Here is a 21,827-nt window from a genome sequence, read left to right as displayed (position 1 = left end):
CTTAGTAAGTCTTACTGAGCAAGCCCCATCGTGTCGCCCATCAGCCCCATGGCATGCCCGAACGCCGTGCCCCGGTCGTCGATCGCATTGTTGAACTGGCCGAACACCTCGAAGTTGACCCACCCGTACAACGTGGTCCACGCCGTGAGGGCCAGCCAGATCACGCTGTCGGGCACCTCGGGCATGAGCGCGCGGAAGTTGGCGGAGTCGGGCCCGAGCTCGGGCGGGGCGTCGGTCTCCGGGGTCCGCAGCGCGCCCGCCCGCCAGGCGTCGGCGACGATGCGGCCCAGCACGGTGACGTCGCGTACGCGGGCCGCGATCGTGTCCTGCGGCGCCTGGTAGCCGGGCACGGGGGAGCCGTAGATCAGCGCGTATTTCGTGGGGGTGGGCCACCGCCCAGTCGCGCACGGCGTGGCAGGCCGTCAGCCATCGCTGCCGGTATGCCACGCGCGGGCACGTGGCCTCGGCCCGCTCGACGGCCTCGCCGAGCGCGTTGTAGCCGTCGATGATCAGCGTGGTGAGGAGGTCGTCGCGGCTCGGGAAGTAGCGGTAGATGGCCGAGGAGACCATGCCCATCTCGCGCGCCACGGCCCGCAGCGACAGGCCGCCGGCCCCTTCGGTGGCGAGCTGGCGTCGCGCGATGTCGGTGATCTCCTTGGTGAGCTCGGCCCTGACGCGTTCTCTGGCGGTTCGGCTGGCTGTCATGTGAAGCAGATTATCAGAGCGGTGCCAAAAATCGAGAGCACTGCTCTTGACGATTGGCGCTCTTTTGAGAGAGCATTGCTCTCGTAAGCGAACACCACTCACGGAGGCCCGGAATGCTCGCCCTCGCCAAGAACGCCAACGCCCTGCTGATGTTCCTGCTCGAGCTGGGCGTGCTGGCCTCCGTGGCCTACTGGGGCTTCACGGTCAGCCCCCACTGGATCGTCAAGCTGCTGGCGGGGCTCGGCGGCCCGGCGCTGTTCGTGGCCGCCTGGGCGCTGTTCGGGGCGGGGGGCGGCGCGAACGCCACCTACCCGCTGACCGGCCTGGCGCGGGCCGCGCTGGAGATCCTCTGGTTCGGCGGCGGCGCCCTCGCGCTCTACGCCTCCGGGCTGGTCACCTCCGCCGCCGTCTTCTCCGCGCTCTTCGTTCTCAACGCGGTTCTCCGCATCGTCTGGAAAGAGGTCTGATCATGGGTAAGCACGTCGTCGTGGGTTCCGGCCAGGTCGGTACGCATCTGGCCGCCAAGCTCATGGCCCAGGGACACGAGGTCGTCGTCGTGACCCGGTCGGGCAGCGGCCCGGCGGGTGCGGTCAAGGTGGCCGCCGACGTCGCGGACCGGGCCCGGCTGACCGAGGTCACCAAGGGGGCCGACGTCCTGTACAACTGCGTCAACCCGAAATACCACCGCTGGCTCACCGACTGGCCGCCGATGGCCGCGTCGTTCCTGGGCGCCGCCGAGGCCACCGGCGCCGTGTACGTGATGCTCGGCAACCTCTACCCGTACGGCCCCGTGTCGGTCCCGATGACCGAGGACCTGCCGCTCGCCTCCACCAGCCCCAAGGCCCAGGTCCGGGCCAGGATGTGGGCCGACGCGCTGGCCGCGCACCGGGCCGGCCGGATCAGGGCCACCGAGGTGCGCGGCTCCGACTACTTCGGCCCCGGCGCCACCGACCAGTCCTACATGGGCGACCGCTTCCTCGTGCCGCTCAGGGCGGGCAAGACCATCCAGCTGGTCTGGCCGGCGGACATGCCGCACAGCTGGACGTACCTGCCCGACGTGGCCGACGCGCTGGTCGTCGCCGGGAGCGATGAGCGGGCCTGGGGGCGGCCCTGGCACGTGCCCACCGCCGAGCCGCTGACCTTCCGGCAGCTCGGGGAGCGCATGGCCGCGCTGCTCGGCCGGCCCGCGCCCCGGATGACGCAGCTGCCGTGGCCGGTGGTCCGGGCGGCCGGGCTGTTCTCGCCGATGATCGGCGAGATGCGGCACATCCGCTACCAGTTCGTCGCGCCCTACGTGCTCGACTCCTCGGCGTTCCAGAGCACGTTCGGCGTCGCGCCTACCCCGATCGCCCAGGCGCTCAAGGCTACGCTCGACGGGTGAAGACAGCGCTGATCGGCCTGGGCGACATCGCGGAGAAGGCCTACCTTCCCGTGCTCGCCGCCCAGCCCGCCCTTGACCTGCACCTCTGCACCCGCAACGAGACCCGGCTGGACCGGCTCGGCGACGCCTACCGCATCGCCGCCCGGTCCACCAGCGTGGACGAGGTGATCAAGGCCGGGGTCGAGGCGGCGTTCGTGCACGCCGCCACCGAGGCCCACCCGGAGATCGTCGAGCAGCTGCTCGACGCCGGGATCCACGTCTACGTCGACAAGCCGATCGCCTACACCCTGGCCGAGTCCGAGCACCTCGTACGCCTGGCCAGGGCCGGGGACAGGTCCCTGATGGTGGGCTTCAACCGCCGCCACGCCCCCGGGTACGCCGGGCTGGCCGCCCATCCCCGGCACCTGATCCTCATGGAGAAGAACCGCGACAACCACCCCGACACCCCCCGGCGGGCGATATTCGATGACTTCATCCACGTGGCGGACACCTTGAGGTTCCTCGCCCCGGGCCAGGTCACCGGCACGTCCATCAGGACCCGCGTCAAGGACGGCCTGATCGAGCACATCGTCCTGGAGCTGTCGGGCGACGGGTTCACCGCCATCGGCGTCATGAACCGGATGAGCGGCGCCGGCGAGGAGAGCTGCGAGGCCATGGGCGACGGCGTCAAGCGCCGGGTGGTCAACCTCGGCGACGTCATCGACTACCGGGGCGGCGAGACGCTCGCCAGGCGGCCCGACTGGGTGCCGGTGGCCAGACAGCGCGGCATCGAGCAGATCTGCCTGGAGTTCCTCGCCGCCGTGCGCGAGGGCCGCCGGATCGACGCCGGTGACGCGCTGGCCACCCACGCCCTCTGCGAGGAGATCGTCAGGACGACGGAGTGAGCCGCATCGCGCGGTCGGCCCTGGCGAACATCCGCTCGAACGGCCGGCGCCCCAGCCGGGTCAGCACGGTGTAGCCCTTCGCGTCGCTCAGCGGGCTGGAGGAGGACACGACGCCCGCCACCGAGCCGCCGTACAACGCGGGGCCGCCGCTGCCGCCGGCGGCGGCGTGGCAGTTGCGCGTGACCATCAGCCCCGGCCCCTGCGAGATGCCCTCGACCGTGTCGCCCAGGCACCGGTACATCGTGGTGCCCGGATAGCCCTTGCCCACCGGGTAGCCGAGCAGCTCCAGCCCGCGCAGCTCGGTGCCCCGGGAGGTGGGCATGGGTGACAGGCCCCGCCCGGTCACGTCCTCCAGCGGGCGCTTGCGGCGGACGACGCCGACCAGGCCCACGTCGTACGGCAGCAGGTCCGGCGAGTACGGCCGCGTGCGCCACCGGGCCGGCACCCACGTCCGCACGACCGGCCAGACCCCCAGCCGCGGCCGGCCGCGGTCGTACCCGGGCAGGAAGGCCAGGTGCTTGAGCAGCCGCCCGTCGTGGTACAGGCAGTGCGCCGCCGTCAGCACCAGGCTGCGACTGCGGGAGCCGATCACCGTGCCCCCGCACAGGACGTCCGTCTTCGCGACCGGATCGTGGCCGAGCAGCACCCCCGCCAGCCGCCGCGCCCCCGTGTAGGGGCGCGGGACCGGCGCGTAGCCCAGGCGGTCGCCCTCAGGGGTGAGCACGCGGGGAACGGGGACGTTTCGTTGGGACACCTCGGTGACGGCGGCTGGATCGAGCAGGACCAGAGACAGCACCAACCTGAGCACCTTCCCACTCTAGGACGAAGATGATCAGTGCTCTGACCTGCGACATCAATGTTTACCCTAACTTGTGTACGCGGAACCCAGCGCGCGCAGGCGAGCGTGCGCGGACTCGTAGACCGGTGCCCGAGCCACGTACGCCTTGGGCAGCTTGGCGACCATGGTGTAGTTGGTGTCGCACACGTTCCCGACCGGCGCCTGCCCGGCCTGGCTGACGAGCTGGTAGGCGTCGAGCGTGTCCAGCCCGGTCAGCTCCGAGGTCCAGGTGACCAGGTCGTGCTGGCTGATCCGGTACGCGTCCTCCAGCGGCCTGGCCGACCCCGTGGACATCAGGTGCAGGTCGTCCTCCAGCCGTGGCCACGGCGTGGCCACACCCTTGATCAGCTCGACCGCGACCACGGTGTTCATGGCCGACTCGACCGCCGTGCCGCACACCTCGCCGTGTCCCTGCAGCCCGTGCCCGTCGCCGATCGAGAACATCCCGCCCTCGACGTTGACGCCCAGGTAGACGGTGACGCCCGCGCGCAGCTCCGGGGTGTCCATGTTGCCGCCGTGCGCGTCGGGGGTGATCGTCATGCGGGCCTCGTTCGCGCCGGGGGCGACGCCGACCGTGCCGTGCATCGGGTCCAGCGGCAGCTCCACGCTGAAGTCGCTGTTGCGGGCGTGGTAGACGGCCACGTTCCGCTCCAGGTCGATGTCGTAGCGCCAGACCCGCTCCTCCAGCGGCGGCTGGAGCATGGCCGTGGTGTGCGTCCCGGTCAGCGCGCCGAAGTGGGGAAACGTGGTGGACACCGCCCAGTCCCGGGCCGGCGTGATCTTGACGAAGTGCAGCGCCAGCGTGTCGCCGGGCTCGGCGCCCGCCACGTGGAAGGGGCCGGTCACCGGGTTGAGATAGGGGAACTCGCACACCTGCGACGGCAGGTCGTCCACCGTACGGACCCGGCCGCCGAAGCAGTCCTCGGTGTACAGCTCCATGATCGTGCCCGGCCGTACCTTGCCGACGGCCGGGCGACCCCCGAAGGTGTAGCTCAGCTCTTCCGGCGAGGGATGGTAGGAGACGACGTTCACTTGACCTCCGACGGTAGGACGGGCCTGCGGCCCAGCAGATACGAGACGCCGAGGACGACCAGGCCGGCGGCCAGCCAGACGCCGCCGACCCACTGGGCGGCGACGTTCTGGTTGATCACGACGGCCACCAGGACGCCGAAGCCGACCACGGGCGCGACCAGGTGCGCCCAGTAGTTGCGGCTGCGCTGCCTGACCGTGTAGTGGACGACCACGGCGATGTGCAGCAGCAGGAAGGCGGTCATCGCGCCGAAGTTGACCAGCGAGGCCAGCTCGGTGGCGCCGTTCTCCCTCGTGCTCATGAAGATGCCCACGACCAGCGAGATGACGGCCACCACCAGCGTGGCGTTGACCGGCACCCGGTGCTTGGGGTCCACCTTGGCCAGGAAACCCGGGAGCTGCCGGTCGCGGCCCATCGCGAACAGCAGGCGCGAGGTGGCCGCCTGCGCGACCAGCGAGTTGGCGAAACCCCAGGCGATGGCGGTGGCCACGGCGGTGAGCACCCCCAGCCACGGCCCGCCGGCGAACGTGGCGGTGTCGTAGAAGGCGTTGCCCTTGAGGTCGCCCTGCGTGATCAGCTGTGCCCGGTTCGGGGTGAGCAGCGCCGCCACCCACGTCTGGACCACGAACAGCACGGCCGCCACCGCCAGCGCGGCCACCATGGAGCGGCCGAGGCGGCGGGCGTCCTCGCGGTTCTCCTCGGCCAGCGTGGAGATGCCGTCGAAGCCGAGGAACGACAGCACGGCCACCGACGCGGCGGCGAACGCCACGCTGAAGGTGAAGGAGGAGGAGTCGAAGAGCGGGGTCAGCGCGCCGGTCTGCGCCTTGCCCTGGGCCAGGGCGACGCCGCCGACCACGAGGAAGATCGCCAGCACCGCCAGCTCGGCCACCAGCATGATCCGGGTGATCCTGGCCGTCATCTGGATGCCCAGGTAGTTGATGACCGTGTTGAGCAGGACGAACGCCACCAGCCATGCCCACACGGGGATCACCGGTACGAAGGTGTTCATGGCCATGCTGGCGATCAGGTAGAGCAGCGAGGGCACGAGGATGTAGTCCAGCAGGATCGCCCAGCCGGCCATGAACCCGACGGGGGCCGCGATGCCGCGCCCGGCGTAGGTGTAGACCGAGCCGGCCATCGGGAAGGCCCGGGCCATGTGGGCGTACGACAGCGCCGTGAACGCCATCGCCACCAGCCCGATGACGTAGGCCAGCGCCACCATCCCGTGCGAGATGGAGAAGACAGAACCGAAGATGCCGAAGGGTGCGATCGGCACCATGAAGATCAGGCCATAGATCATCAGGTCGGCGAAGCCCAGGGAACGCTTGAGTTCCTGGCGGTAGCCGAACTGCTCGACTGTGCTCATGGACGGCTCCTAGCTGCTTGGGGGGCGATTCGCACCTTAGAGCCAAAGCTTTCTACTGAAAAGGTTTCTGTAGGAAGAAATCCAGGCCATCGGCCCTGCCGAGGTGGACGGGATGCCGTACCTGCCGATCGAGCAGCGTGAGCGTTCCGCGCGCGCTGGTGATCCGGGTGCCGTCGGCGACCGCGTCCAGCGCGGGCACCGCCAGCGAGCCGGCCCGCGCGCACAGGGCGGCCAGCATCGTGACCGCCTCGTAGCAGCCGTGTCCGTGGGCGTTGAGCATGGGGGCGTCCGCGCCGAACCGGGCGGCGTAGCGCTCGGCGAAGTCGAGGCCGGCCGAGGTGGGCAGGCCACGGAAGTAGCCCATGGACGAGTAGAGCTCGCCGGTGGTGTCGCCGCCGATGCCCAGCAGGCCGTGCTCCTCCAGCGCCCCGCACAGCCGGGCCGCCCCGAGCCCGGAGGCCGCGTACGCCCGGTTGAAGGCGATCAGGTCGCTGCCGATCAGCGTCAGCAGGATCGCGTCGGGCCTGGCGTCGGCCACCCGGTCCAGCCAGTTCACCGCCGCGCCGTAGCGGACGAACCGCTCGCCCACCACGGTCGCGCCCGCCGCGCGCAGCCGCGTGCGGGCGCTGGCGTGCACCAGGCGCGGCCAGATGTAGTCGTTGCCCAGCAGGTACCACCGGCGCGCCCGCCGCGTGCCGATCAGCCACTCGATGCCTGGCGCGAGCTGCCGCTCCGGGGTCTCGCCGAGGAAGTAGACCCCCGGCGCGCGGCCCCCGCCCTCGTACGGCGGCGCGTACACGAACGGCACCCGCCCCGCGATCGCGGCCACCACCGCCACGCGCACGTCGCTCGCGTGGGCCCCGGCCACGGCCGCCACCGTGCCCGACCGGACCAGCCCGCCCACCTCGGCCCCCACCACCTGCGCGGGCCGCCCGCCGTCGACGAGCACCAGCTCGACCTGCCGCCCCAGCAGGCCGCCCCGGTCGTTGATCTCCTCGGCGGCCAGCACGGCGCAGTTGATCGCACACGGGCCCATCAGGCCGAGCACCCCGGACACGGGCACGACCAGGCCGATCCTGATCGAGTCAGAGGGGAGGAGCCGCGCTTCGAGAGGATCGACGGTCGCCGCCACGCCGACGAGTATCCTCCCTTCTAGCACCCCGACGAAAGGACCTCCTCCATGACCACCTCTGGGCTCGGGTCCTCACTCGCCTATCTGCTGAGCCGTGCGGAGCGCAGCGTCAACCGGGGGCTGGCGGCGGTGCTCTCCGGCGAGGACGTCACGGTCGAGCAGTGGCGCATCATGCGGGCGCTGGCCGACGGCCGGGGCGAGTCGATGGGAGAGCTCGCCGAGGCCGTGCTGATGCCGCACCCGACGCTGACCAAGGCCGTCGACCGGCTCATCGACCGGGCGCTGGTCTATCGGGGGCCGTCGACGGGGGATCGGCGGCGGGTGGCGGTGTTCGTCTCCGAGCGCGGGGCCGAGCTGCTCGCGCGGGTGGACGGGGCCGTGGCCGAGCAGCAGGGGGTGATCGCGCTGGCGTTCGGGCGGGAGCGGACCGATCAGCTCATGCGCGACCTGGAGAGCCTGGTGGAGGCGCTCGACTACGCCGAGCTCAGGGCCTGAGCTAGGCGTGGTCGGGCTCAGGCCCTGAGCTCGGCGGCCGGGCGGCCGGCGCTCAGCCCTGCTCGCGCTTCTTGGCCACGTCCGTCCAGACCAGCGCCACCACCCCGGCCACCGCCACGCCCAGATAACCGGGCAGGGGCAACTCCACCAGCCGGTGCAGGAACCCCCATTCGCGGTCGAACCACACCCGCCCGATGAACCCGCCCAACCCCTGAATGATCGCGATCACGGCGACGACGTTGATGAAACCTCTCATGCCGTTCAGGGTCCCAACGCGAGGCCCGCCCCGGCATCGAACCTTGGGCGGGCCCCGTGCTACTTAAGTCGCGCTCACGGGTAGAGGCCGCGCATCTGGTGCGCCTCGGCCACCCGGCCCACGCCGATGACGTGCGCCGCCTGCCGAAGCGTCAGGCCGCGCTCGGCGGCCAGCGACGTGACCTCGGAGAACGCGCCCAGCATGAGGTCGCGCAGCTTCAGCTCGACCTCGCCGGAGCTCCACGAGTAGGCCTGCATGTTCTGCACCCACTCCAGGTAGGACACGATCACCCCGCCCGCGTTGGCCAGGATGTCGGGCACGACCGTGGTGCCGTTGGCGGCGAGGATCTCGTCGGCCTCGGGCGTGGTGGGGCCGTTGGCGCCCTCGACGACCAGGCGGGCGCGGATCCTGGGCGCGTTGGCCTCCGTGATCGCGCCCTCGAGCGCGGCCGGGACCAGGATGTCCACGTCCAGCTCGAACAGGTCCTCGTGGGCCAGCGCGTCGGCCTCCCGGAAGCCGCGCACGCCGCCGGTCTCGGCGACCCACGCGCGCAGCCGGGCGATGTCCAGACCTCGCGCGGAGTGAACGGCGCCGGTGGCGTCGGACACCGCCACCACCGTGCACCCCGCGTCGGACAGGAACTGCGCGGCCGGCCCGCCCACCTTGCCGAAGCCCTGCACGGCCACGGTCACGCCCTCCGGCGAGCGGCCGAGCGCGGCCAGGGCCGCGATCTGCACGCCGCGCGAGGTCGCGCCCGCGCGTCCGAGCGAGCCGCCCAGCGTCGTCGGCTTGCCGGTGACCACACCGGGCACCGAGTAGCCGGCGTTGACGCTGTAGGTGTCCATGATCCAGGCCATGGTCTGCTCGTCGGTGCCGACGTCGGGCGCCGGGATGTCCTTCTCCGGGCCGATCAGCGGCAGGATCTCGTTGACGTAGCGGCGGGTCATCCGCTCCAGCTCGCGGGTGGTGAGCCCGGCCGGGTCCACGGCCACGCCGCCCTTGGCGCCGCCGTACGGGATGCCGACCAGCGCACACTTCCACGTCATCCACATCGCGAGCGCGGTGACCTCGTGGATGTCGGTGCCGGGATGAAACCGGAGCCCGCCCTTGGCGGGGCCGCGCGAGACGTTGTGCTGGACGCGGAAGCCCTGGACGACGTCCAGGCGGCCGTCCTCGCGCCGCACCGGGACCGAGACGGTCAGCGAGCGGCGGGGCGTGGCCAGCATCGTGCGGAGCCCGTCTTCGAGCCCGAGATGCTCGGCGGCCTGGTCGAGCTGCTGGAGAGCGGAATCGAGGGCCTGACGGCCCGGGGTGATCAGGGCCGGCGTCTTTGACGGCACCATGATGCTCATGGAAGGAATTCCTCCTGTTATGTACGCCCTATTTGCGGAAAAAGCGCCATTGCCTTCCCCATTTGGGCGTTGTTGTCACGATCATCCTAGAGCGGGGCGTTTGACCTTGCCTAGTTGTTGGTAGAAATCCAAGCCGGTGATCGGATGCTGTGGACCGTGCCACTCTGGCAGGCTTGCGGGCGAGAGTATGCCGGAACGTCGAATCGGGGGTCGAATGCCCGCACTCGTGGTGGGACCGCTGTTGCGCTATGTCGACTCCGTCAGCGCCTCGATCTGGGTGGAGACCGCCGAACCCGGCACGGTCGCCGTCGAGGCGGACGGCAGGACTTATCGGTCGCCCACCTTCGCCGTGCACGGTCACCACTACGCGATCGTGGATCTCGTTGAGTTGTCCCAGGATATCGCCTCGTACTCGGTGAAGCTCGACGGGGAGCAGGTATGGCCCCTGGCGGGTCGCCCGCCGAGCCGGATCCGGCTGCTGCCCGCCGGAGGGGCGCGGCGGCTGGCGTTCGGGTCGTGCCGCACCAGCGTGCCGCACGACGCCGCGCACGTACGCAGCCACGGCGACGACGTCCTGCGCGCCTACGGCGAGCACCTCGCGCAGGCGGACGAGGAGGAGTGGCCCGACCTGCTGCTGCTCCTCGGCGACCAGGTCTACGCCGACAACCCCTCGCCGGAGATGCTGGCCTACATCCGCGCCCGCAGGACCACGGAGCCGCAGGGGGAGATCGCCGACTTCGAGGAGTACGCCGAGCTCTACCGCCAGGCGTGGACCGAGACCGAGATCCGCTGGCTGCTGTCCACCGTGCCGAGCGCGATGATCTTCGACGACCACGACCTGCGCGACGACTGGAACACCTCGCAGCCCTGGCGCGAGGAGATGGCCAAGGTGCCGTGGTGGCCCCACCGGGTGATGTCCGGGCTGGGGGCTTACTGGATCTACCAGCACCTCGGCAACCTCTCGCCGGCCGAGCGGGCCGAGGACCCGGTGCTGGCCAAGCTGATGGCCGGTGACGGCGGCGCGGCGCTCGACGCGTTCGCCGAGCGGGCCGACGCCGAGCCGAGCAGCAACCGCTGGAGCTACGCCCGCGACCTCGGGCCCGCCCGCCTGATCATGGTGGACACCAGGTGCGCCAGGCAGCTCACCCCCGGCGACCGCCGCATGCTCGACCCCGGGGAGTGGGCCTGGCTGGAGGAGCAGGCGCGGCGGCCGGCCGAGCAGCTGATCATCGGCTCGTCGATCCCGTTCCTGCTGCCCGAGGGCGTGCACGGCGTACAGAACTGGAACGAGGCCCTGTGCGACGGCAAGTGGGGCCCGCTGGTGCGGCGGTGGTCGGAGAAGTTCCGGCAGGCCGTCGACCTGGAGCACTGGGCGGCGTTCCGGCGCTCGTTCGACGACCTGGCCCGGCTGCTGATCGGGGTGGGCAAGCCCGTGCTGATCCTGTCGGGCGACGTCCACTACTCCTACCTGGCCAAGGCCGACGGCGGGCCGGTCTTCCAGGTCGTCTGCTCGCCGGTCCGCAACCCGCTCAGCCGGATGCTGCGCTGGGCCAACGTGTTCACCCAGTTCTCGATCGCCACCCTGGTCGGCACCCTGCTGGCGCGGCTGGCGGGCATCCCGCGCCCGCCGTTCCGGTGGCGCGTCACCAAGGGCCCCTGGTTCCAGAACGCGCTGGCCACGCTCACCCTGCCCGACCAGGTCACCTGGTACGGCTCCACCGGCGAGGTGGTCAAACCGATCGACTCCACGCATCTACGCTGAAGTCCCATGTACGAGGACAACTACGCCGTCGCCGTGCCCTTCTACGACCTCTGGCACGAGGACGGCCACGTGCCCGAGATCCGCGAGCTGCTGCCCCCGCTGCTGGCGGACGTCCGGCGGAGCGTCATCGAGATCGGCGCCGGCACCGGCCTCATCACCGAGCTCATCGCCCGCGTGACCCCCGCCGAGATCTACGCCCTGGAGCCGTCGCTCGGCATGCGCTCGGTGCTGGTCTCGCGCCTGGCCCACGACCCGGACGCGGTGCGCCGCGTGACCGTGCTGCCGTGCGGGGCCCTGGACGTGGAGGTGGACGAGCCGGTCGAGGCCGTCGTGATGATCTCGGTGCTGCAGAGCTTCCCCGCCGCCGAGCGGGCCGAGCTGTGGCGGGTGCTGGCCAGGCAGCTCGAACCGGGCGGGCGGCTGGTGTTCAACTGGCGCGACCGGGGCGCGCGCGTGCCGGGTGAGCCGGCGGTCATGGGCTCGTACCAGGTGGGCAGGCACACGTACGAGATCGCCGGGCAGGTGCTCGACGTCGCGGGCGAGAGCGTCACCTCGCGGTTCGTCTACCGGATCAGGCAGCGCGGCGTGGTGATCAGCGAGGACGAGGTCACCGGCACCAGCCACTGGCCCGCGACGGAGGTGCTGGTGAGCGAGCTGAAGGAGGCCGGGTTCGCGGCCGAGGACGCCCCGGAGGGCATGCAGGTCTGGCGGGTGACCGCTTAGGCGGTGACCGTGCGCCGCATCGGCGCGTGACCCCGTGAACCGGAGGAGCGTTCCCCTGGACAGGGTCCGGCCACGCAGGGTGGCCGGGCCCTTCCTCGCGGAGCCGGACAGGCTGTGCCTAGCGGTTCCTGAACTCGTAGATGGCGTCGACGAGCTGGTCGATCGCCCAGAGCAGGTCGTCCTCGGAGACGACGATGGGCGGCGCCAGCCGGATCGTGGACCCGTGCGTGTCCTTGGCCAGCACCCCCCGCTTCATCAGCGCCTTCGAGATCTCGCGCCCGCTGGCCAGGTCGGGGTCGATGTCCACGCCCGCCCACAGCCCGCGCCCGCGCACCTCGAGCACGCCCTTGCCGATCAGCTCGCGCAGCCGCGTGTGCAGCACCTCGCCCAGCTTGGCGGCCCTGGCCTGGAACTCGCCGGTGTTCAGGATCTCGATGACCGCGTTCGCCACCGCGCAGGCCAGCGGGTTGCCGCCGAACGTGGAGCCGTGCTGGCCCGGGTGGATGATCCCGAGCACGTCCCGGTTCGCGGCGATCGCCGAGACCGGTACGACCCCGCCGCCGAGCGCCTTCCCCATGACGTAGATGTCGGGCACCACGCCCTCGTGGTCGCACGCGAACGTCTGCCCCGTGCGCCCCAGCCCCGACTGGATCTCGTCGGCGATCATCAGGATGCCCTCGGCCGTGCACAGCGCGCGCACGTCGCTCAGGAAGCCGTCCGGCGGCACCAGCACCCCGGCCTCGCCCTGGATCGGCTCGACCAGCACGGCGACCGTGTTGGCGTCCACGGCCTGCCTGATCGCGTCGGCGGAGCCGTACGGGACGAGCCGGAAGCCGGGCGTGTACGGGCCGAAGTTGTCGTGCGCCTCCGGGTCGGTGGAGAAGCTGACGATCGTGGTGGTGCGCCCGTGGAAGTTGCCCTCCATCACGATGATGTTGGCCTGGTCGGGCTCGACGCCCTTGACCTCGTAGCCCCACTTGCGCGCCACCTTGATGGCGGTCTCCACGGCCTCGGCGCCGGTGTTCATGGGCAGGACCATGTCTTTGCTCGTGAGGTCGCCGAGCCCGGTGCAGAACTGCGCGAACTGGTCGTGGTAGAAGGCCCGGCTGGTCAGCGTGAGCCGCTCGAGCTGCTCCTTCGCGGCCTCGATGATCTTCGGGTTCCCGTGGCCGAAGTTGAGCGAGGAGTAGCCGGACAGGCAGTCCAGATACCGCTTGCCCTCGACGTCGGTGACCCAGGCGCCGTGCGCCTCATGGATCACGACGGGCAGTGGATGGTAGTTGTGGGCGCCGCGGCGCTCGCTCACTTCGATCAGCTCTGCGCTGGTGGTCATGTCAGTTCTCCCCCCTGATCTCCAGTGTGCAGCACTTGGGGCCCCCACCCGCCTTACGCAGCTCCGAGAGGTCGACCGGGATCACCTCGTACCCTCGGCGCTTGAGTTCCAACTGGAGGTTGGACGCTTCGGCGTTGATGACCACGTTCGTGCCGTCGCTGACCGCGTTGAGGCCGAGCACCTCGGCGTCCTCGGCGGTCGCGACCACCGCGTCGGGGAACATGCGGCGCAGCACCGCGAGACTGCCCGGCGAGAAGGCGCCGGGGTAGTAGGCGACGTTGTGCCCGTCGAGCGGGAACAGCGCCGTGTCCAGGTGGTAGAAGCGCGGGTCGACCAGCTTCAGCGAGATCACCGGGCGCCCCAGGTATTCCTGCGCCTCCTGGTGGGCCACCACGTCCGTGCGGAAGCCGGTGCCGGCCAGGATGACCTCGTCGAGCGTGAGGAAGTCGCCCTCACCCTCGTTGACGTGGGCCGGCTCGGCCGTCGGGTAGCCGCGCTCGGCGAACCAGCGCAGGTAGGCGGGCCCCTCGGCGCCGCGCTGGGGGTAGGTGAACCGGGCGCCGTAGACGCGGCCGCCCACGACCAGGGCGCCGTTCGCGGCGAAGACCATGTCGGGCAGCCCGTCGATCGGGTCGATCAGGCTCACCTTGTGCCCGAGCTCCTCGTACGCCGACTTGAGGCCCTCCCACTGCCGGACCGCCACGTCGCGGTCGGCGCCCGCCTCGGGATGCATCCACGGGTTGATCGCGTACTCGACCGTGAAGTAGTCCGGACGGCACATGAGGAAGTGTTTGGGCATGCAGCGCTCCATCGAGTCCTTTAGCAGGGGAAATCCCCATTGAAGGGGCTGGAGACAGCCTAAGAATGTATGTTTATGCAGGCCAAGGGGTTGACATTGCGTGTTCGCGCGAATCTGTTGCGTCTCTCAGCCGGGGGCAGGCGATCCGTTGCGCGATTCCGGGACGGCCGCACCGGGAGGGGTGTCCACCAGCCTCGACAGCACGATCGAGCTCTTGGTCCGCACCACGAACGACTGCGCCGCGATGCGCTCGATCACCCGCTCCACATGGCGTACGTCCGTGGCCCTGATGTGCAGCAGCGCGTCCGCCTCGCCGGTGATCGTGGCCGCCGCCACCACCTCCGGGAACTTGGCCACGGCCAGCGCGATGTCCGACGGCTTGGTCTTGCCCTGGCAGAACAGCTCCACGTACGCCTCGGTCGTCCAGCCGAGCGCCTGCGGCGCCACCCGGGCGCTGAAACCGGTGATCGCCCCGCTCTCGCGCAGCCGGTCCACCCGCCGCTTGACCGCCGACGCGCTCAGCCCCACCTGGTGGCCGATCTCGGCGTAGGTCTGGCGGGCGTCGTCGACGAGCGCCGCGATGATGTCACGATCGAGCCGGTCCAGTTCCACGCGCTCTGTATACCGCCTGGCCAGGCTGGCGCGCGACGAGCGGCGCGCGGGAGACTGGGCGCGTTGAACAGTGACCGGAAGGTATCCGTAACCATGAGCACCGCGAGCTTCCCCGAAGGCTTCGTGTGGGGCGTGTCGACCTCCGCTTTCCAGATCGAGGGGGCCACGGCCGCCGACGGTCGCCGGCCCTCCATCTGGGACACCTTTTCCGCCGACCGGGCGGAGGCGTGCGACCATTACCACCGTTATCCCGAAGACGTGCGGCTGATGAAAGATCTGGGAATGGCCGCCTACCGGTTCTCGGTGAGCTGGGCGCGGATTCTCCCGGACGGGCGCGGCAAGCCCAACGCGGCCGGGCTCGACTTCTACGACCGGTTGCTCGACGAGTTGGGAGCCGCGGGAATCACCGCGTACACCACCCTTTACCACTGGGATCTGCCGCAGGCGGTCGAGGATCTCGGCGGCTGGCCGGCCCGCGACACCGCCTACCTTTTCGCCGATTACGCCGCGGCCGTGCACGAGCGGCTCGGCGACCGGGTGGACACGTGGTTCACGCTGAACGAGCCGTGGGTGGCGGCGTTCCTCGGGTACGGCTCCGGCATCCACGCCCCGGGCCGCAAGTCGGCCGCCGAGGCCTTCCGGAGCGCCCACCACATGCTGCTCGCCCACGGGCTGGGCGTGCAGGCCCTGCGCTCGGCCGGGGCCGCCAAGGTCGGCACGGTGCTCAACCTCTCGCCGGTCATGACACCCGCCCAGGTCAGCGACTTCGGCCGGACGCTGTCGGAGGAGGACGCCGAGGCCGTGGCCAGGATCGACGCGCTGGTCAACCGGCAGTTCCTGGAGCCGATGCTGCGCGGCGCCTATCCCGCCGAGCTGCTCCCGATCGTCGAGCGACACGGCGGGCTCGGCCACGTCCACGACGGCGACCTGGAGGCCATCGCCCAGCCCCTCGACCTGCTCGGCGTGAACTACTACACGCCGCTGGTCGTCCAGGCGCAGCCGAGCGAGCCCGCCGATCCCGCCCATCCGGGCAGCGAAGGCATTCTCTTCTGCACCATTCCCACGGCGGTCACCGCCATGGGCTGGCCCATCGTCCCCAGTTGCCTCTCCCATCTCCTGCTCCGCGTTTCCCGCGAATATCCGGACCTCGACCTGATGGTCACCGAGAACGGCGCCGATTTCGTGGACGTGGTCACCGGCGACGGAATTCACGACGTCGAGCGCATCAGTTTCATCGAGGAGCACCTGCGGGCGGTGCGCGCGGCCGTCGAGGACGGCGCCCGGGTGCGCGGATATCTCGTCTGGACACTGCTCGACAATCTCGAATGGGCCGACGGGTATCAGCGCAAGTTCGGCCTCGTCCACGTCGATTTCGCCACCCAGCGGCGGCGGCTGAAGGACAGCGCGCTGTGGTACCGCGACGTGATCCGCCGCAACGGCCTCGCCGAGACGCGCCCCAAGCGGCCCACCCTGGAGACCGTGGCCGCCCGCTCCGGCGTGTCCCGGGCCACGGTCTCGCGGGTCGTCAACGGCGAGTCGTCGGTGAGCCCCGAGGTCAGGGCCGCCGTGATGCAGGCCGTCAACGAGCTCGGCTACGTCCCCAACCTGGCCGCGCGCAGCCTGGTCACCCGCCGCACGAACGCGATCGCGCTCGTCCTGTCCGTTCCCCGGCAGGGCGGCGACGCGCTGACGGCCGCCGTGGTCCAGTACGTCACGAGCCTGCTGGAGGGCGCGGGCAAGCAGATCACGCTCATGCTCGCCGACACGGCCGAGAGCCACCGGCGCATCGTCGCGCACCTGGAGGCCCGCCTGGCTGACGGGGTCGTGCTGCTGCCGCCCGACCGGGCCGACACGCTGGCCGAGCGGCTCTCGCGTACCGGGGTGCCGATCGTGCTGCTGGGCAAGCCGGCGATCGCGTCGCTGGTGCCGTACGTGGACGTGGACAACGCCGGCGGCGCGGCGGCGGCCACCGAGCACCTGCTCGCCCTCGGGCGCCGCCGCATCGGCATGGTCTGCGGCCCCACGGACCTGATCACCGTGCAGGACCGGCTGGCCGGGCACCGTGCGGCGCTCCAGCGCGCGGGCCTGCGGCCGCACCTGGCCCTGGCCGAGCTGACGCGCTCGTCGGGCGCGGCGGCCACCCGGCGGCTGCTCGGCGACGACCCGTCGCTGGACGGCGTCTTCGCAGCCACCGACCAGCTCGCGATCGGGGCGCTGCAGGCGGCGCGGGAGGCCGGGAAGCGGGTGCCGGAGGACCTGGCCGTGGTGGGCTTCGACGACATCGACGCCGCCTCGGCCACCACGCCCGGGCTGACCACCGTCCGCGTCCCGGTGGCCGACCAGGCGCTGGCGCTGGCCCGCCTGCTGCTCTCGCGGCTGGAGGGGCGGCACACGACGTCGGTCGTGCTCCCGACGCGGCTCGTGGTCCGCGAGTCGGCCTAGACCTGGCGCTCGAAGAGGCGGGGGAACACCTTGGAGACCTTGGACAGCAGGTACTCGCCGTAGGTGCCGGTGAAGTCCACCTGGCCGTCCCAGCGCCGCCCGGGGGCGTAGGGGAGGGGCGGGACCTCGCTGTCCCATCCTGGGTCGAAGAAGAACGGGAAGCTGAGGCGCTCGTTGCCGCTGCGGTTGCGTACGCGGTGCGGGGTGGAGCGGTATCGGCCGCCGGTGAGCTTGTCGAGCATGTCGCCGATGTTGCACACGAACGTGCCCTCCAGCGGCGGCGCCTCGACCCACCCCTGCCGCGTGCGCACCTGCAGCCCGCCGTTGGCGTCCTGGAGGAGCAGGGTGAGCAGCCCGTAGTCGGTGTGCTCGCCGACGCCCCAGGTGTCGGGGTCGTCGGGCGGGGCCGGCGGGTAATGAAATATCCGGAAAAGGATGGTCGGGTGAGCCGTGTACCCCGAGCGGAAGTAGTCCTCGTCCAGCCCGAGGCTCAGCGCGATCGCGCCCATGACCGCCTGCCCCACCCCCGTCATCGTCCGGAGGTACTCCAGCACCGCGTCCCGCAACTCGGGCACCTGGGCCGGGAACAGGTTGGGGCCGTGCAGCGGCAGCGGCCCCGGCGGCTCCTCGGCCCCGAAGTAGATGCCCTCCTTCAGGTCCGGCCGCCCCGACGTCAGCTCGCCGCCGACCGGGAAGAACCCTCGCCAGGCCCGGCCGCCCCGCTCCATCGAGATCTCGTCCTTGACGTGCTCGGGCAGCGCGAAGAACCGCCTGCTCGCCGCGTCGAGCCGCTCGATGAGCGCGGGCGGCACGCCGTGGCCGGAGACGTAGAAGAAGCCGCTGTCCCGGCAGGCCGCCCCGATCCGGTCCGCGACGGCCTGCTTCCCGCGGCCCGCCGAGTCGTCGAGGAACGGGGCGAGATCGATCACCGGCAATTCGCTCACTCGCACCATTGTTCCCCAATTCGCCCGCACCACCATGGCTTTCCACGCCCGGGAATTAGCATCGAAGGCAGAACCCCGCCGGGGAGGTCCGATGCGCTTCATCAGCCTCAACCGCCTCAACCGCTCGAAGCGGCAGACAGCCGTCGAGTCCGCCGATCCTGGCGACCAGGTCACCCGCATCGCGCCCGCGGTGGCGTACGAGGGAGACCTCTACCGCCTGCCGGACTGGGCGCAGCGCCGCCGCGAGGAGCGCGAGCTCGGCCGCGCGCACGCCGCCGACGGCCAGATCGACACGCTCACCCTCCAGACCGGCAGCGTGCCCCGCTTCCACGAGCTGGAGGACGAGCGGCTGGAGGAGCTGGCCAAGATCGAGGAACGCACCGAGCAGGAGATCCAGCGGGCGCGGGCCGAGTTCGAGGGGCAGAAGATCCGGCTGGCGGAGTCGCAGCGCGCGTTCGGCGAGGCCAGGAAGGCCCTGGAGGACAGCCAGCGCCGGGTCACGGAGCTGGAGCAGCCCAGCAGGCGCCCCGGCGACGGCCGGCCCAGCTCCATCGCCATCTCGGGCGGCCACTGGCCGGTCGTGCGCCGCTGGCTGCCCGCCGCCCTCCTGCTGCTGCTCCTGCTGATCGTCGAGGTGCCCATCCTGTACCAGGTCATCCTGAGCTGGGGCGACAGCGTCGCGATGACCGCGCTCCTCGCCGCGGGCGCCGCGCTGATCATGCTGGTGGCGCCGCACATGTACGGGCGGGCGTTCCGCTCCTGGCAGGAGCACGGGAGCTCGGCCAAGGGCCGCTTGCTGCTGGTCGGCGTGGCGGTCGTGTGGCTCGGCCTGATCGTCGCCGTGGCCGTCCTGCGCCGCGACGCCCTGGTGCGACCCCTGATCGTGGACGGGGAGGAGATCGGGCCCACCTCGGACGGCGTCGGGCAGCTCCCCACCATGATCCTCCTGCTCGCCCTCCTCGTGGCCACCGCCCTCATCGCCGCCGACCTCGGCCGCCGCATGCACAACCCGAACGACCGACGCCTCTGGGAGCTGCGCGCCAAGCGCGACGCCGAGGCCCGCACGTCCGCCAGCGCCCAGGCGGCCTACCAGCGGGACGCGGGCTACGCGGAGAGCATCGCCCAGTACCTGCAGGGGGTGGAGCGGCGCCGGGCCGGCCGGGTTCGGCAGCTCGACAGCGGGTTCGACAGCCTGGCGACCGCCTACCTCGGGGGCGTGGTGGAGGGCCTGCGGGACCCGGAGGCGGCTAGCTGGGCCGAACGCATCGTGCTCCGCCGCCGCACCACCCGCTCGTGACGGGTGGTGCGGGGAGCACCGGTCAGGACGTGGCGAAGGTGAACCAGTTGACGTTGACGAAGTCGGCGGGCTGACCGGAGGAGAAGGTCAGGTACACCGTGTGCGTGCCCGTCACCCCCGAGATGTTCGCCGGCACCGTACGCCAGCTCTGCCAGCCGCCCGTGTTGCCCAGCGCGAAGTCACCGATGGGCGTGGCCGTGGGGCTGTCCAGCCTGACCTGCACCAGCCCGCTCACCCCCGCGGCCGCCCCGGAGGCCACCCGCGCCCTGAACTGCGTGGCGGCCGTCGAGCCGAAGTCGACCCCTTCGAAGCGCAGCCAGTCGCCGTTGGCGATGGCGCCGACGTTCTGGCCGCCGCCGGTGTCCGTGGTCGGCTCGACGAAGGTGCCGGACTGCCCCTGGTACGCCTCGGCCTGGATGGTGGAGCGGGCGTCGACGCCGCCGGGAGGATCGGTCGGGCCGGGACCGGAGCCGCTCTGCCACACCGCCACGTAGTCGACCGTCATCGGCCGCCCCGGCACGGTGGCCGCGGTCGGCGTCTGGCCGCCCAGCGCGTTGGGGAACGCCCCGCCCATCGCCACGTTGAGCAGCAGGAAGTAGCCCGCGTGACCGGTCATGTTGGCCCAGGTCGTCGCGTCGAACTGCGACTGGTTGACGCCGTGGAACTGCTGCCCGTCCACGTACCACCGCAGCTGGTTCGGGCTCACGCTCCGGTCCCACTCGAACCGGTAGGTGTGGTAGGCCGCCTGGCACGTCGACCCCGGGCACGCCCGGCTGGCGCCCAGGCCGGTGGTCTCGTTGCACGGCCCGCCCGGGTTCACCCCGCAGTGCAGCACGCCCCACACGGAGTTGATCCCGTTGACGTTCTCCATGATGTCGAACTCGCCGATCGCCGGCCAGTTCCAGTAGTTCCCCCGGTACGGCGCCCCGAGCGCCCAGAACGCCGGCCAGTAGCCCAGGGCGGCGCTGCCGGTCACGTTCGGCATCTGGAGCCGGCTCTCGATGCGCAGGATGCGCCCGTCAGCCGGCTTGAAGTCGGCCCGCCTGGTCTCGATGCGCGCCGAGGTCCACTCGCCGGACGCGCTGCGCAGGGGCGTGATGCGCAGGTTGCCGGAGCCGTCGAGGCTGAGGTTGGAGGTGCTGGAGGTGTAGTTCTGGACCTCGCCGGTGCCCCAGTTGGCCGGGCCGCCGGGGTACGAGTGGCCGGTGTCGATGATCCAGTTGGACGACGAGGGGAGGGTGTTCGCGGCGCCGTTGAAGTCGTCGGACCAGACCAGCGACCAGCCCGACGGGGTGGGCGGGACGGAGGCCGAGGCGCCGACGGCCACCTGGACGAGCAGTCCGCACAGTGCCGCGAGCGCCACGGACACCGCCGCGAGGCGTCGTCGGAGCCTGTTTGCTGTTGTCATCATCGCTCCATGGGGGGTGCGGAGGCGTGAGAGAGAGCGCTCTCTCAGAGATGTGAACACAGCCGTGACTTCCTGTCAATATTCCGCACAACGCGCTTGACATGGGTGTGATCCGGCGATTGTCCGGGTGGGAGAGCGCTCTCAACGGTCGCTCAGAGCAGGTCCACCGTGGTCGCGCCCGCCGCCTCGAACGCCTCCCGCCAGAAGCCCTCGAGCAGGGGGAACCGGTCCGGGCTGGACGTCTTCTCCCGCAGGAAGCCGTGGACGACCACCGCGTACCCGGTCAGGTCCGGCAGCAGCCGCGCCTCCCGGAGCTCCTTCACCTTCTGCCGGCGCGCGTCCTCGTTCAGGTCGAGCCGGTTGATGTTCAGGTCGCCCCGGTTGTTGATCAGGTCGCTGAACACGATGATCCGGTGCGCCTTGTCGGGCTGCCGCTGCGCGCTGAGCTGCTTGACCAGGTAGCGCAGGGCACCGAGCACGTCCGACCCCTCGCCCTCGCCCGGGCAGTCGAACAGCTGGACCGCCCTGGGCAGCACCTCCGTGATGCGGTGCTCCCTGACGCGCTCCTCGACGACGGGGTTCTCGTTGGGGTTCTCCGCCCGGGTGGCGGCGATGGGGACCGGGTCCTGGCGGCAGGCGCTGCTCTCCGAGCTGCCGGTGACAGCCGCGAAGCCGATCCAGTCGCACTCCTGGGCGAAGGAAGGGAGCTTGGAGGTGACGTCGTTCCTGGAGGTGGCGGGGTCGGCGTAGCTGGTGGAGTCGACGATCACGCCGCAGATCGCCTTCGACTCGGTGCCGCACGCGGTCAGGGGGGTCGCGACCAGCACTAACGCCGCCAGGGCCGGGAGCCGGCGGCGCGCCGTCCGCGAGCGGTCCATCAGACGTCGTCCCTGGAGCCGGTACGCCTGGCGTCCCGCGCCTGCCCGCCGCCCGCGTGGGCGTCCCCTTCCTGGCTGCCGGGCGCCTGGCTGCCGGGCGCCTGGCTGCCGGGCGCCGGGCTGTGCCTCGCCCGGCTTCCCTCCGCCCGGCTTTCCCCCGCCAGACTGTCGCCTGTCGTGCCGCCCCCTG

The 21,827-nt window shown here is 71.2% G+C and carries 22 protein-coding genes and 1 pseudogene; 8 read left to right on the top strand and 15 right to left on the bottom strand.

Annotated elements, in window-relative coordinates; genetic code table 11:
- Positions 1–11: 11 nt before the first annotated feature.
- Together ACTWPW_RS32140 and ACTWPW_RS32135 are read right to left on the bottom strand one after the other, a co-directional pair.
- On the bottom strand, positions 12–350 hold the full coding sequence (locus ACTWPW_RS32140) for a TetR-like C-terminal domain-containing protein (protein ID WP_443170814.1): 339 nt from the start codon (positions 348–350) through the stop codon (positions 12–14).
- A 229-nt stretch (positions 351–579) separates the two neighbouring features.
- A pseudogene (locus tag ACTWPW_RS32135) lies at positions 580–705 on the bottom strand (TetR/AcrR family transcriptional regulator); the annotation flags it as partial.
- Positions 706–818: 113 nt separating this feature from the next.
- Between ACTWPW_RS32135 and ACTWPW_RS32130 the strand changes: the two are divergent.
- The 3 genes from ACTWPW_RS32130 to ACTWPW_RS32120 are packed head-to-tail and all read left to right on the top strand — an operon-like array spanning position 819 to position 2,970.
- Complete coding sequence (locus ACTWPW_RS32130) at positions 819–1,172, top strand: YrdB family protein (RefSeq protein ID WP_375111912.1); 354 nt, start codon at positions 819–821, stop codon at positions 1,170–1,172.
- Between the two features lie 2 nt (positions 1,173–1,174).
- On the top strand, positions 1,175–2,086 hold the full coding sequence (locus tag ACTWPW_RS32125) for an NAD-dependent epimerase/dehydratase family protein (RefSeq protein WP_443170813.1): 912 nt from the start codon (positions 1,175–1,177) through the stop codon (positions 2,084–2,086).
- Positions 2,083–2,970: a Gfo/Idh/MocA family protein gene (locus tag ACTWPW_RS32120; RefSeq protein ID WP_375111910.1), complete on the top strand. Its 888-nt coding sequence runs from the start codon at positions 2,083–2,085 to the stop codon at positions 2,968–2,970. Before ACTWPW_RS32125 ends, ACTWPW_RS32120 begins: the two co-directional genes overlap by 4 nt.
- On the opposite strand, the gene ACTWPW_RS32115 is transcribed toward ACTWPW_RS32120, so the two are convergent.
- From ACTWPW_RS32115 to ACTWPW_RS32100, 4 genes are read right to left on the bottom strand one after another with little or no spacing between them, the layout of a single operon-like run.
- Entirely contained in the window at positions 2,954–3,778 is an 825-nt protein-coding gene (locus tag ACTWPW_RS32115; protein ID WP_375111909.1) for a trypsin-like serine peptidase, read from the bottom strand. The genes ACTWPW_RS32120 and ACTWPW_RS32115 overlap by 17 nt on opposite strands.
- Positions 3,779–3,835: 57 nt before the next feature.
- Entirely contained in the window at positions 3,836–4,840 is a 1,005-nt protein-coding gene (locus ACTWPW_RS32110) for an acetamidase/formamidase family protein (protein WP_375111908.1), read from the bottom strand.
- Positions 4,837–6,204 carry an APC family permease gene (locus tag ACTWPW_RS32105; protein ID WP_443170812.1) on the bottom strand — a complete coding sequence of 456 codons (1,368 nt, stop codon included), beginning with the start codon at positions 6,202–6,204 and terminating at the stop codon, positions 4,837–4,839. Before ACTWPW_RS32105 ends, ACTWPW_RS32110 begins: the two co-directional genes overlap by 4 nt.
- 52 nt (positions 6,205–6,256) lie before the next feature.
- Positions 6,257–7,336: a substrate-binding domain-containing protein gene (locus ACTWPW_RS32100; protein WP_375111906.1), complete on the bottom strand. Its 1,080-nt coding sequence runs from the start codon at positions 7,334–7,336 to the stop codon at positions 6,257–6,259.
- Between the two features lie 48 nt (positions 7,337–7,384).
- Here ACTWPW_RS32100 and ACTWPW_RS32095 point away from each other — a divergent pair, with 48 nt between their 5' ends.
- On the top strand, positions 7,385–7,831 hold the full coding sequence (locus ACTWPW_RS32095; protein ID WP_364123531.1) for a MarR family winged helix-turn-helix transcriptional regulator: 447 nt from the start codon (positions 7,385–7,387) through the stop codon (positions 7,829–7,831).
- 52 nt (positions 7,832–7,883) lie between these two features.
- Here the strand turns inward: ACTWPW_RS32095 and ACTWPW_RS32090 are convergent, their stop codons facing one another.
- Together ACTWPW_RS32090 and ACTWPW_RS32085 are read right to left on the bottom strand one after the other, a co-directional pair.
- Positions 7,884–8,087, bottom strand: coding sequence for a hypothetical protein (locus ACTWPW_RS32090; protein ID WP_375111905.1), 204 nt, complete (start codon positions 8,085–8,087; stop codon positions 7,884–7,886).
- A gap of 74 nt (positions 8,088–8,161) precedes the next feature.
- Positions 8,162–9,439, bottom strand: coding sequence for a Glu/Leu/Phe/Val family dehydrogenase (locus ACTWPW_RS32085; RefSeq protein ID WP_443170811.1), 1,278 nt, complete (start codon positions 9,437–9,439; stop codon positions 8,162–8,164).
- Between the two features lie 214 nt (positions 9,440–9,653).
- Here ACTWPW_RS32085 and ACTWPW_RS32080 point away from each other — a divergent pair, with 214 nt between their 5' ends.
- Together ACTWPW_RS32080 and ACTWPW_RS32075 are read left to right on the top strand one after the other, a co-directional pair.
- On the top strand, positions 9,654–11,201 hold the full coding sequence (locus ACTWPW_RS32080) for an alkaline phosphatase D family protein (RefSeq protein ID WP_443170810.1): 1,548 nt from the start codon (positions 9,654–9,656) through the stop codon (positions 11,199–11,201).
- 6 nt (positions 11,202–11,207) lie between these two features.
- On the top strand, positions 11,208–11,924 hold the full coding sequence (locus tag ACTWPW_RS32075) for a class I SAM-dependent methyltransferase (protein WP_375111902.1): 717 nt from the start codon (positions 11,208–11,210) through the stop codon (positions 11,922–11,924).
- Between the two features lie 118 nt (positions 11,925–12,042).
- On the opposite strand, the gene rocD is transcribed toward ACTWPW_RS32075, so the two are convergent.
- The 3 genes from rocD to ACTWPW_RS32060 form a co-directional block, all read right to left on the bottom strand.
- Positions 12,043–13,257 carry an ornithine--oxo-acid transaminase gene (rocD, locus tag ACTWPW_RS32070; protein ID WP_443170809.1) on the bottom strand — a complete coding sequence of 405 codons (1,215 nt, stop codon included), beginning with the start codon at positions 13,255–13,257 and terminating at the stop codon, positions 12,043–12,045.
- A gap of 1 nt (position 13,258) precedes the next feature.
- The gene (gene ddaH / locus ACTWPW_RS32065; RefSeq protein WP_443170808.1) at positions 13,259–14,056 is read right to left on the bottom strand and encodes a dimethylargininase; all 798 of its coding nucleotides are present in this window, start codon (positions 14,054–14,056) and stop codon (positions 13,259–13,261) included.
- Between the two features lie 126 nt (positions 14,057–14,182).
- The gene (locus tag ACTWPW_RS32060; protein ID WP_375111899.1) at positions 14,183–14,668 is read right to left on the bottom strand and encodes an Lrp/AsnC family transcriptional regulator; all 486 of its coding nucleotides are present in this window, start codon (positions 14,666–14,668) and stop codon (positions 14,183–14,185) included.
- A gap of 93 nt (positions 14,669–14,761) precedes the next feature.
- Between ACTWPW_RS32060 and ACTWPW_RS32055 the strand changes: the two genes are divergently transcribed.
- A complete protein-coding gene (locus ACTWPW_RS32055) occupies positions 14,762–17,110 on the top strand; it encodes a GH1 family beta-glucosidase (protein WP_443170807.1) in 2,349 nt (782 codons plus the stop codon).
- Here the strand turns inward: ACTWPW_RS32055 and ACTWPW_RS32050 are convergent.
- Positions 17,107–18,054 (bottom strand): isopenicillin N synthase family dioxygenase, encoded by a 948-nt coding sequence (locus tag ACTWPW_RS32050; RefSeq protein WP_375111897.1) that lies wholly within the window; start codon positions 18,052–18,054, stop codon positions 17,107–17,109. The genes ACTWPW_RS32055 and ACTWPW_RS32050 overlap by 4 nt on opposite strands.
- A 91-nt stretch (positions 18,055–18,145) precedes the next feature.
- Between ACTWPW_RS32050 and ACTWPW_RS32045 the strand changes: the two genes are divergently transcribed.
- Positions 18,146–19,351 (top strand): hypothetical protein, encoded by a 1,206-nt coding sequence (locus tag ACTWPW_RS32045; protein ID WP_443170806.1) that lies wholly within the window; start codon positions 18,146–18,148, stop codon positions 19,349–19,351.
- A gap of 22 nt (positions 19,352–19,373) precedes the next feature.
- Here the strand turns inward: ACTWPW_RS32045 and ACTWPW_RS32040 are convergent, their stop codons facing one another.
- The 3 genes from ACTWPW_RS32040 to ACTWPW_RS32030 form a co-directional block, all read right to left on the bottom strand.
- The gene (locus tag ACTWPW_RS32040; protein WP_443170805.1) at positions 19,374–20,762 is read right to left on the bottom strand and encodes a glycoside hydrolase family 16 protein; all 1,389 of its coding nucleotides are present in this window, start codon (positions 20,760–20,762) and stop codon (positions 19,374–19,376) included.
- Between the two features lie 149 nt (positions 20,763–20,911).
- Positions 20,912–21,637: a hypothetical protein gene (locus ACTWPW_RS32035; RefSeq protein WP_443170804.1), complete on the bottom strand. Its 726-nt coding sequence runs from the start codon at positions 21,635–21,637 to the stop codon at positions 20,912–20,914.
- A partial coding sequence (locus ACTWPW_RS32030; protein ID WP_443170803.1) for a hypothetical protein occupies positions 21,637–21,827 on the bottom strand: 191 nt, incomplete at its 5' end. The genes ACTWPW_RS32035 and ACTWPW_RS32030, both read right to left, overlap by 1 nt.

The organism is Nonomuraea sp. KM90 (assembly GCF_052246675.1).
Classification (GTDB): Bacteria; Actinomycetota; Actinomycetes; order Streptosporangiales; family Streptosporangiaceae; genus Nonomuraea.
This window is presented reverse-complemented; position numbering and strand designations above follow the sequence as displayed.

Coding starts and splice junctions, on each gene's coding strand:
- ACTWPW_RS32130 (WP_375111912.1), top strand. CDS start 819: ATGCTCGCCCTCGCCAAGAACGCCAACGCCCTGCTGATGTTCCTGCTC.
- ACTWPW_RS32125 (WP_443170813.1), top strand. CDS start 1,175: ATGGGTAAGCACGTCGTCGTGGGTTCCGGCCAGGTCGGTACGCATCTG.
- ACTWPW_RS32105 (WP_443170812.1), bottom strand. CDS start 6,204: ATGAGCACAGTCGAGCAGTTCGGCTACCGCCAGGAACTCAAGCGTTCC.
- ACTWPW_RS32095 (WP_364123531.1), top strand. CDS start 7,385: ATGACCACCTCTGGGCTCGGGTCCTCACTCGCCTATCTGCTGAGCCGT.
- ACTWPW_RS32090 (WP_375111905.1), bottom strand. CDS start 8,087: ATGAGAGGTTTCATCAACGTCGTCGCCGTGATCGCGATCATTCAGGGG.
- ACTWPW_RS32085 (WP_443170811.1), bottom strand. CDS start 9,439: ATGAGCATCATGGTGCCGTCAAAGACGCCGGCCCTGATCACCCCGGGC.
- ACTWPW_RS32080 (WP_443170810.1), top strand. CDS start 9,654: ATGCCCGCACTCGTGGTGGGACCGCTGTTGCGCTATGTCGACTCCGTC.
- ACTWPW_RS32075 (WP_375111902.1), top strand. CDS start 11,208: ATGTACGAGGACAACTACGCCGTCGCCGTGCCCTTCTACGACCTCTGG.
- rocD (WP_443170809.1), bottom strand. CDS start 13,257: ATGACCACCAGCGCAGAGCTGATCGAAGTGAGCGAGCGCCGCGGCGCC.
- ddaH (WP_443170808.1), bottom strand. CDS start 14,056: ATGCCCAAACACTTCCTCATGTGCCGTCCGGACTACTTCACGGTCGAG.
- ACTWPW_RS32055 (WP_443170807.1), top strand. CDS start 14,762: ATGAGCACCGCGAGCTTCCCCGAAGGCTTCGTGTGGGGCGTGTCGACC.
- ACTWPW_RS32045 (WP_443170806.1), top strand. CDS start 18,146: ATGCGCTTCATCAGCCTCAACCGCCTCAACCGCTCGAAGCGGCAGACA.
- ACTWPW_RS32040 (WP_443170805.1), bottom strand. CDS start 20,762: ATGATGACAACAGCAAACAGGCTCCGACGACGCCTCGCGGCGGTGTCC.
- ACTWPW_RS32035 (WP_443170804.1), bottom strand. CDS start 21,637: ATGGACCGCTCGCGGACGGCGCGCCGCCGGCTCCCGGCCCTGGCGGCG.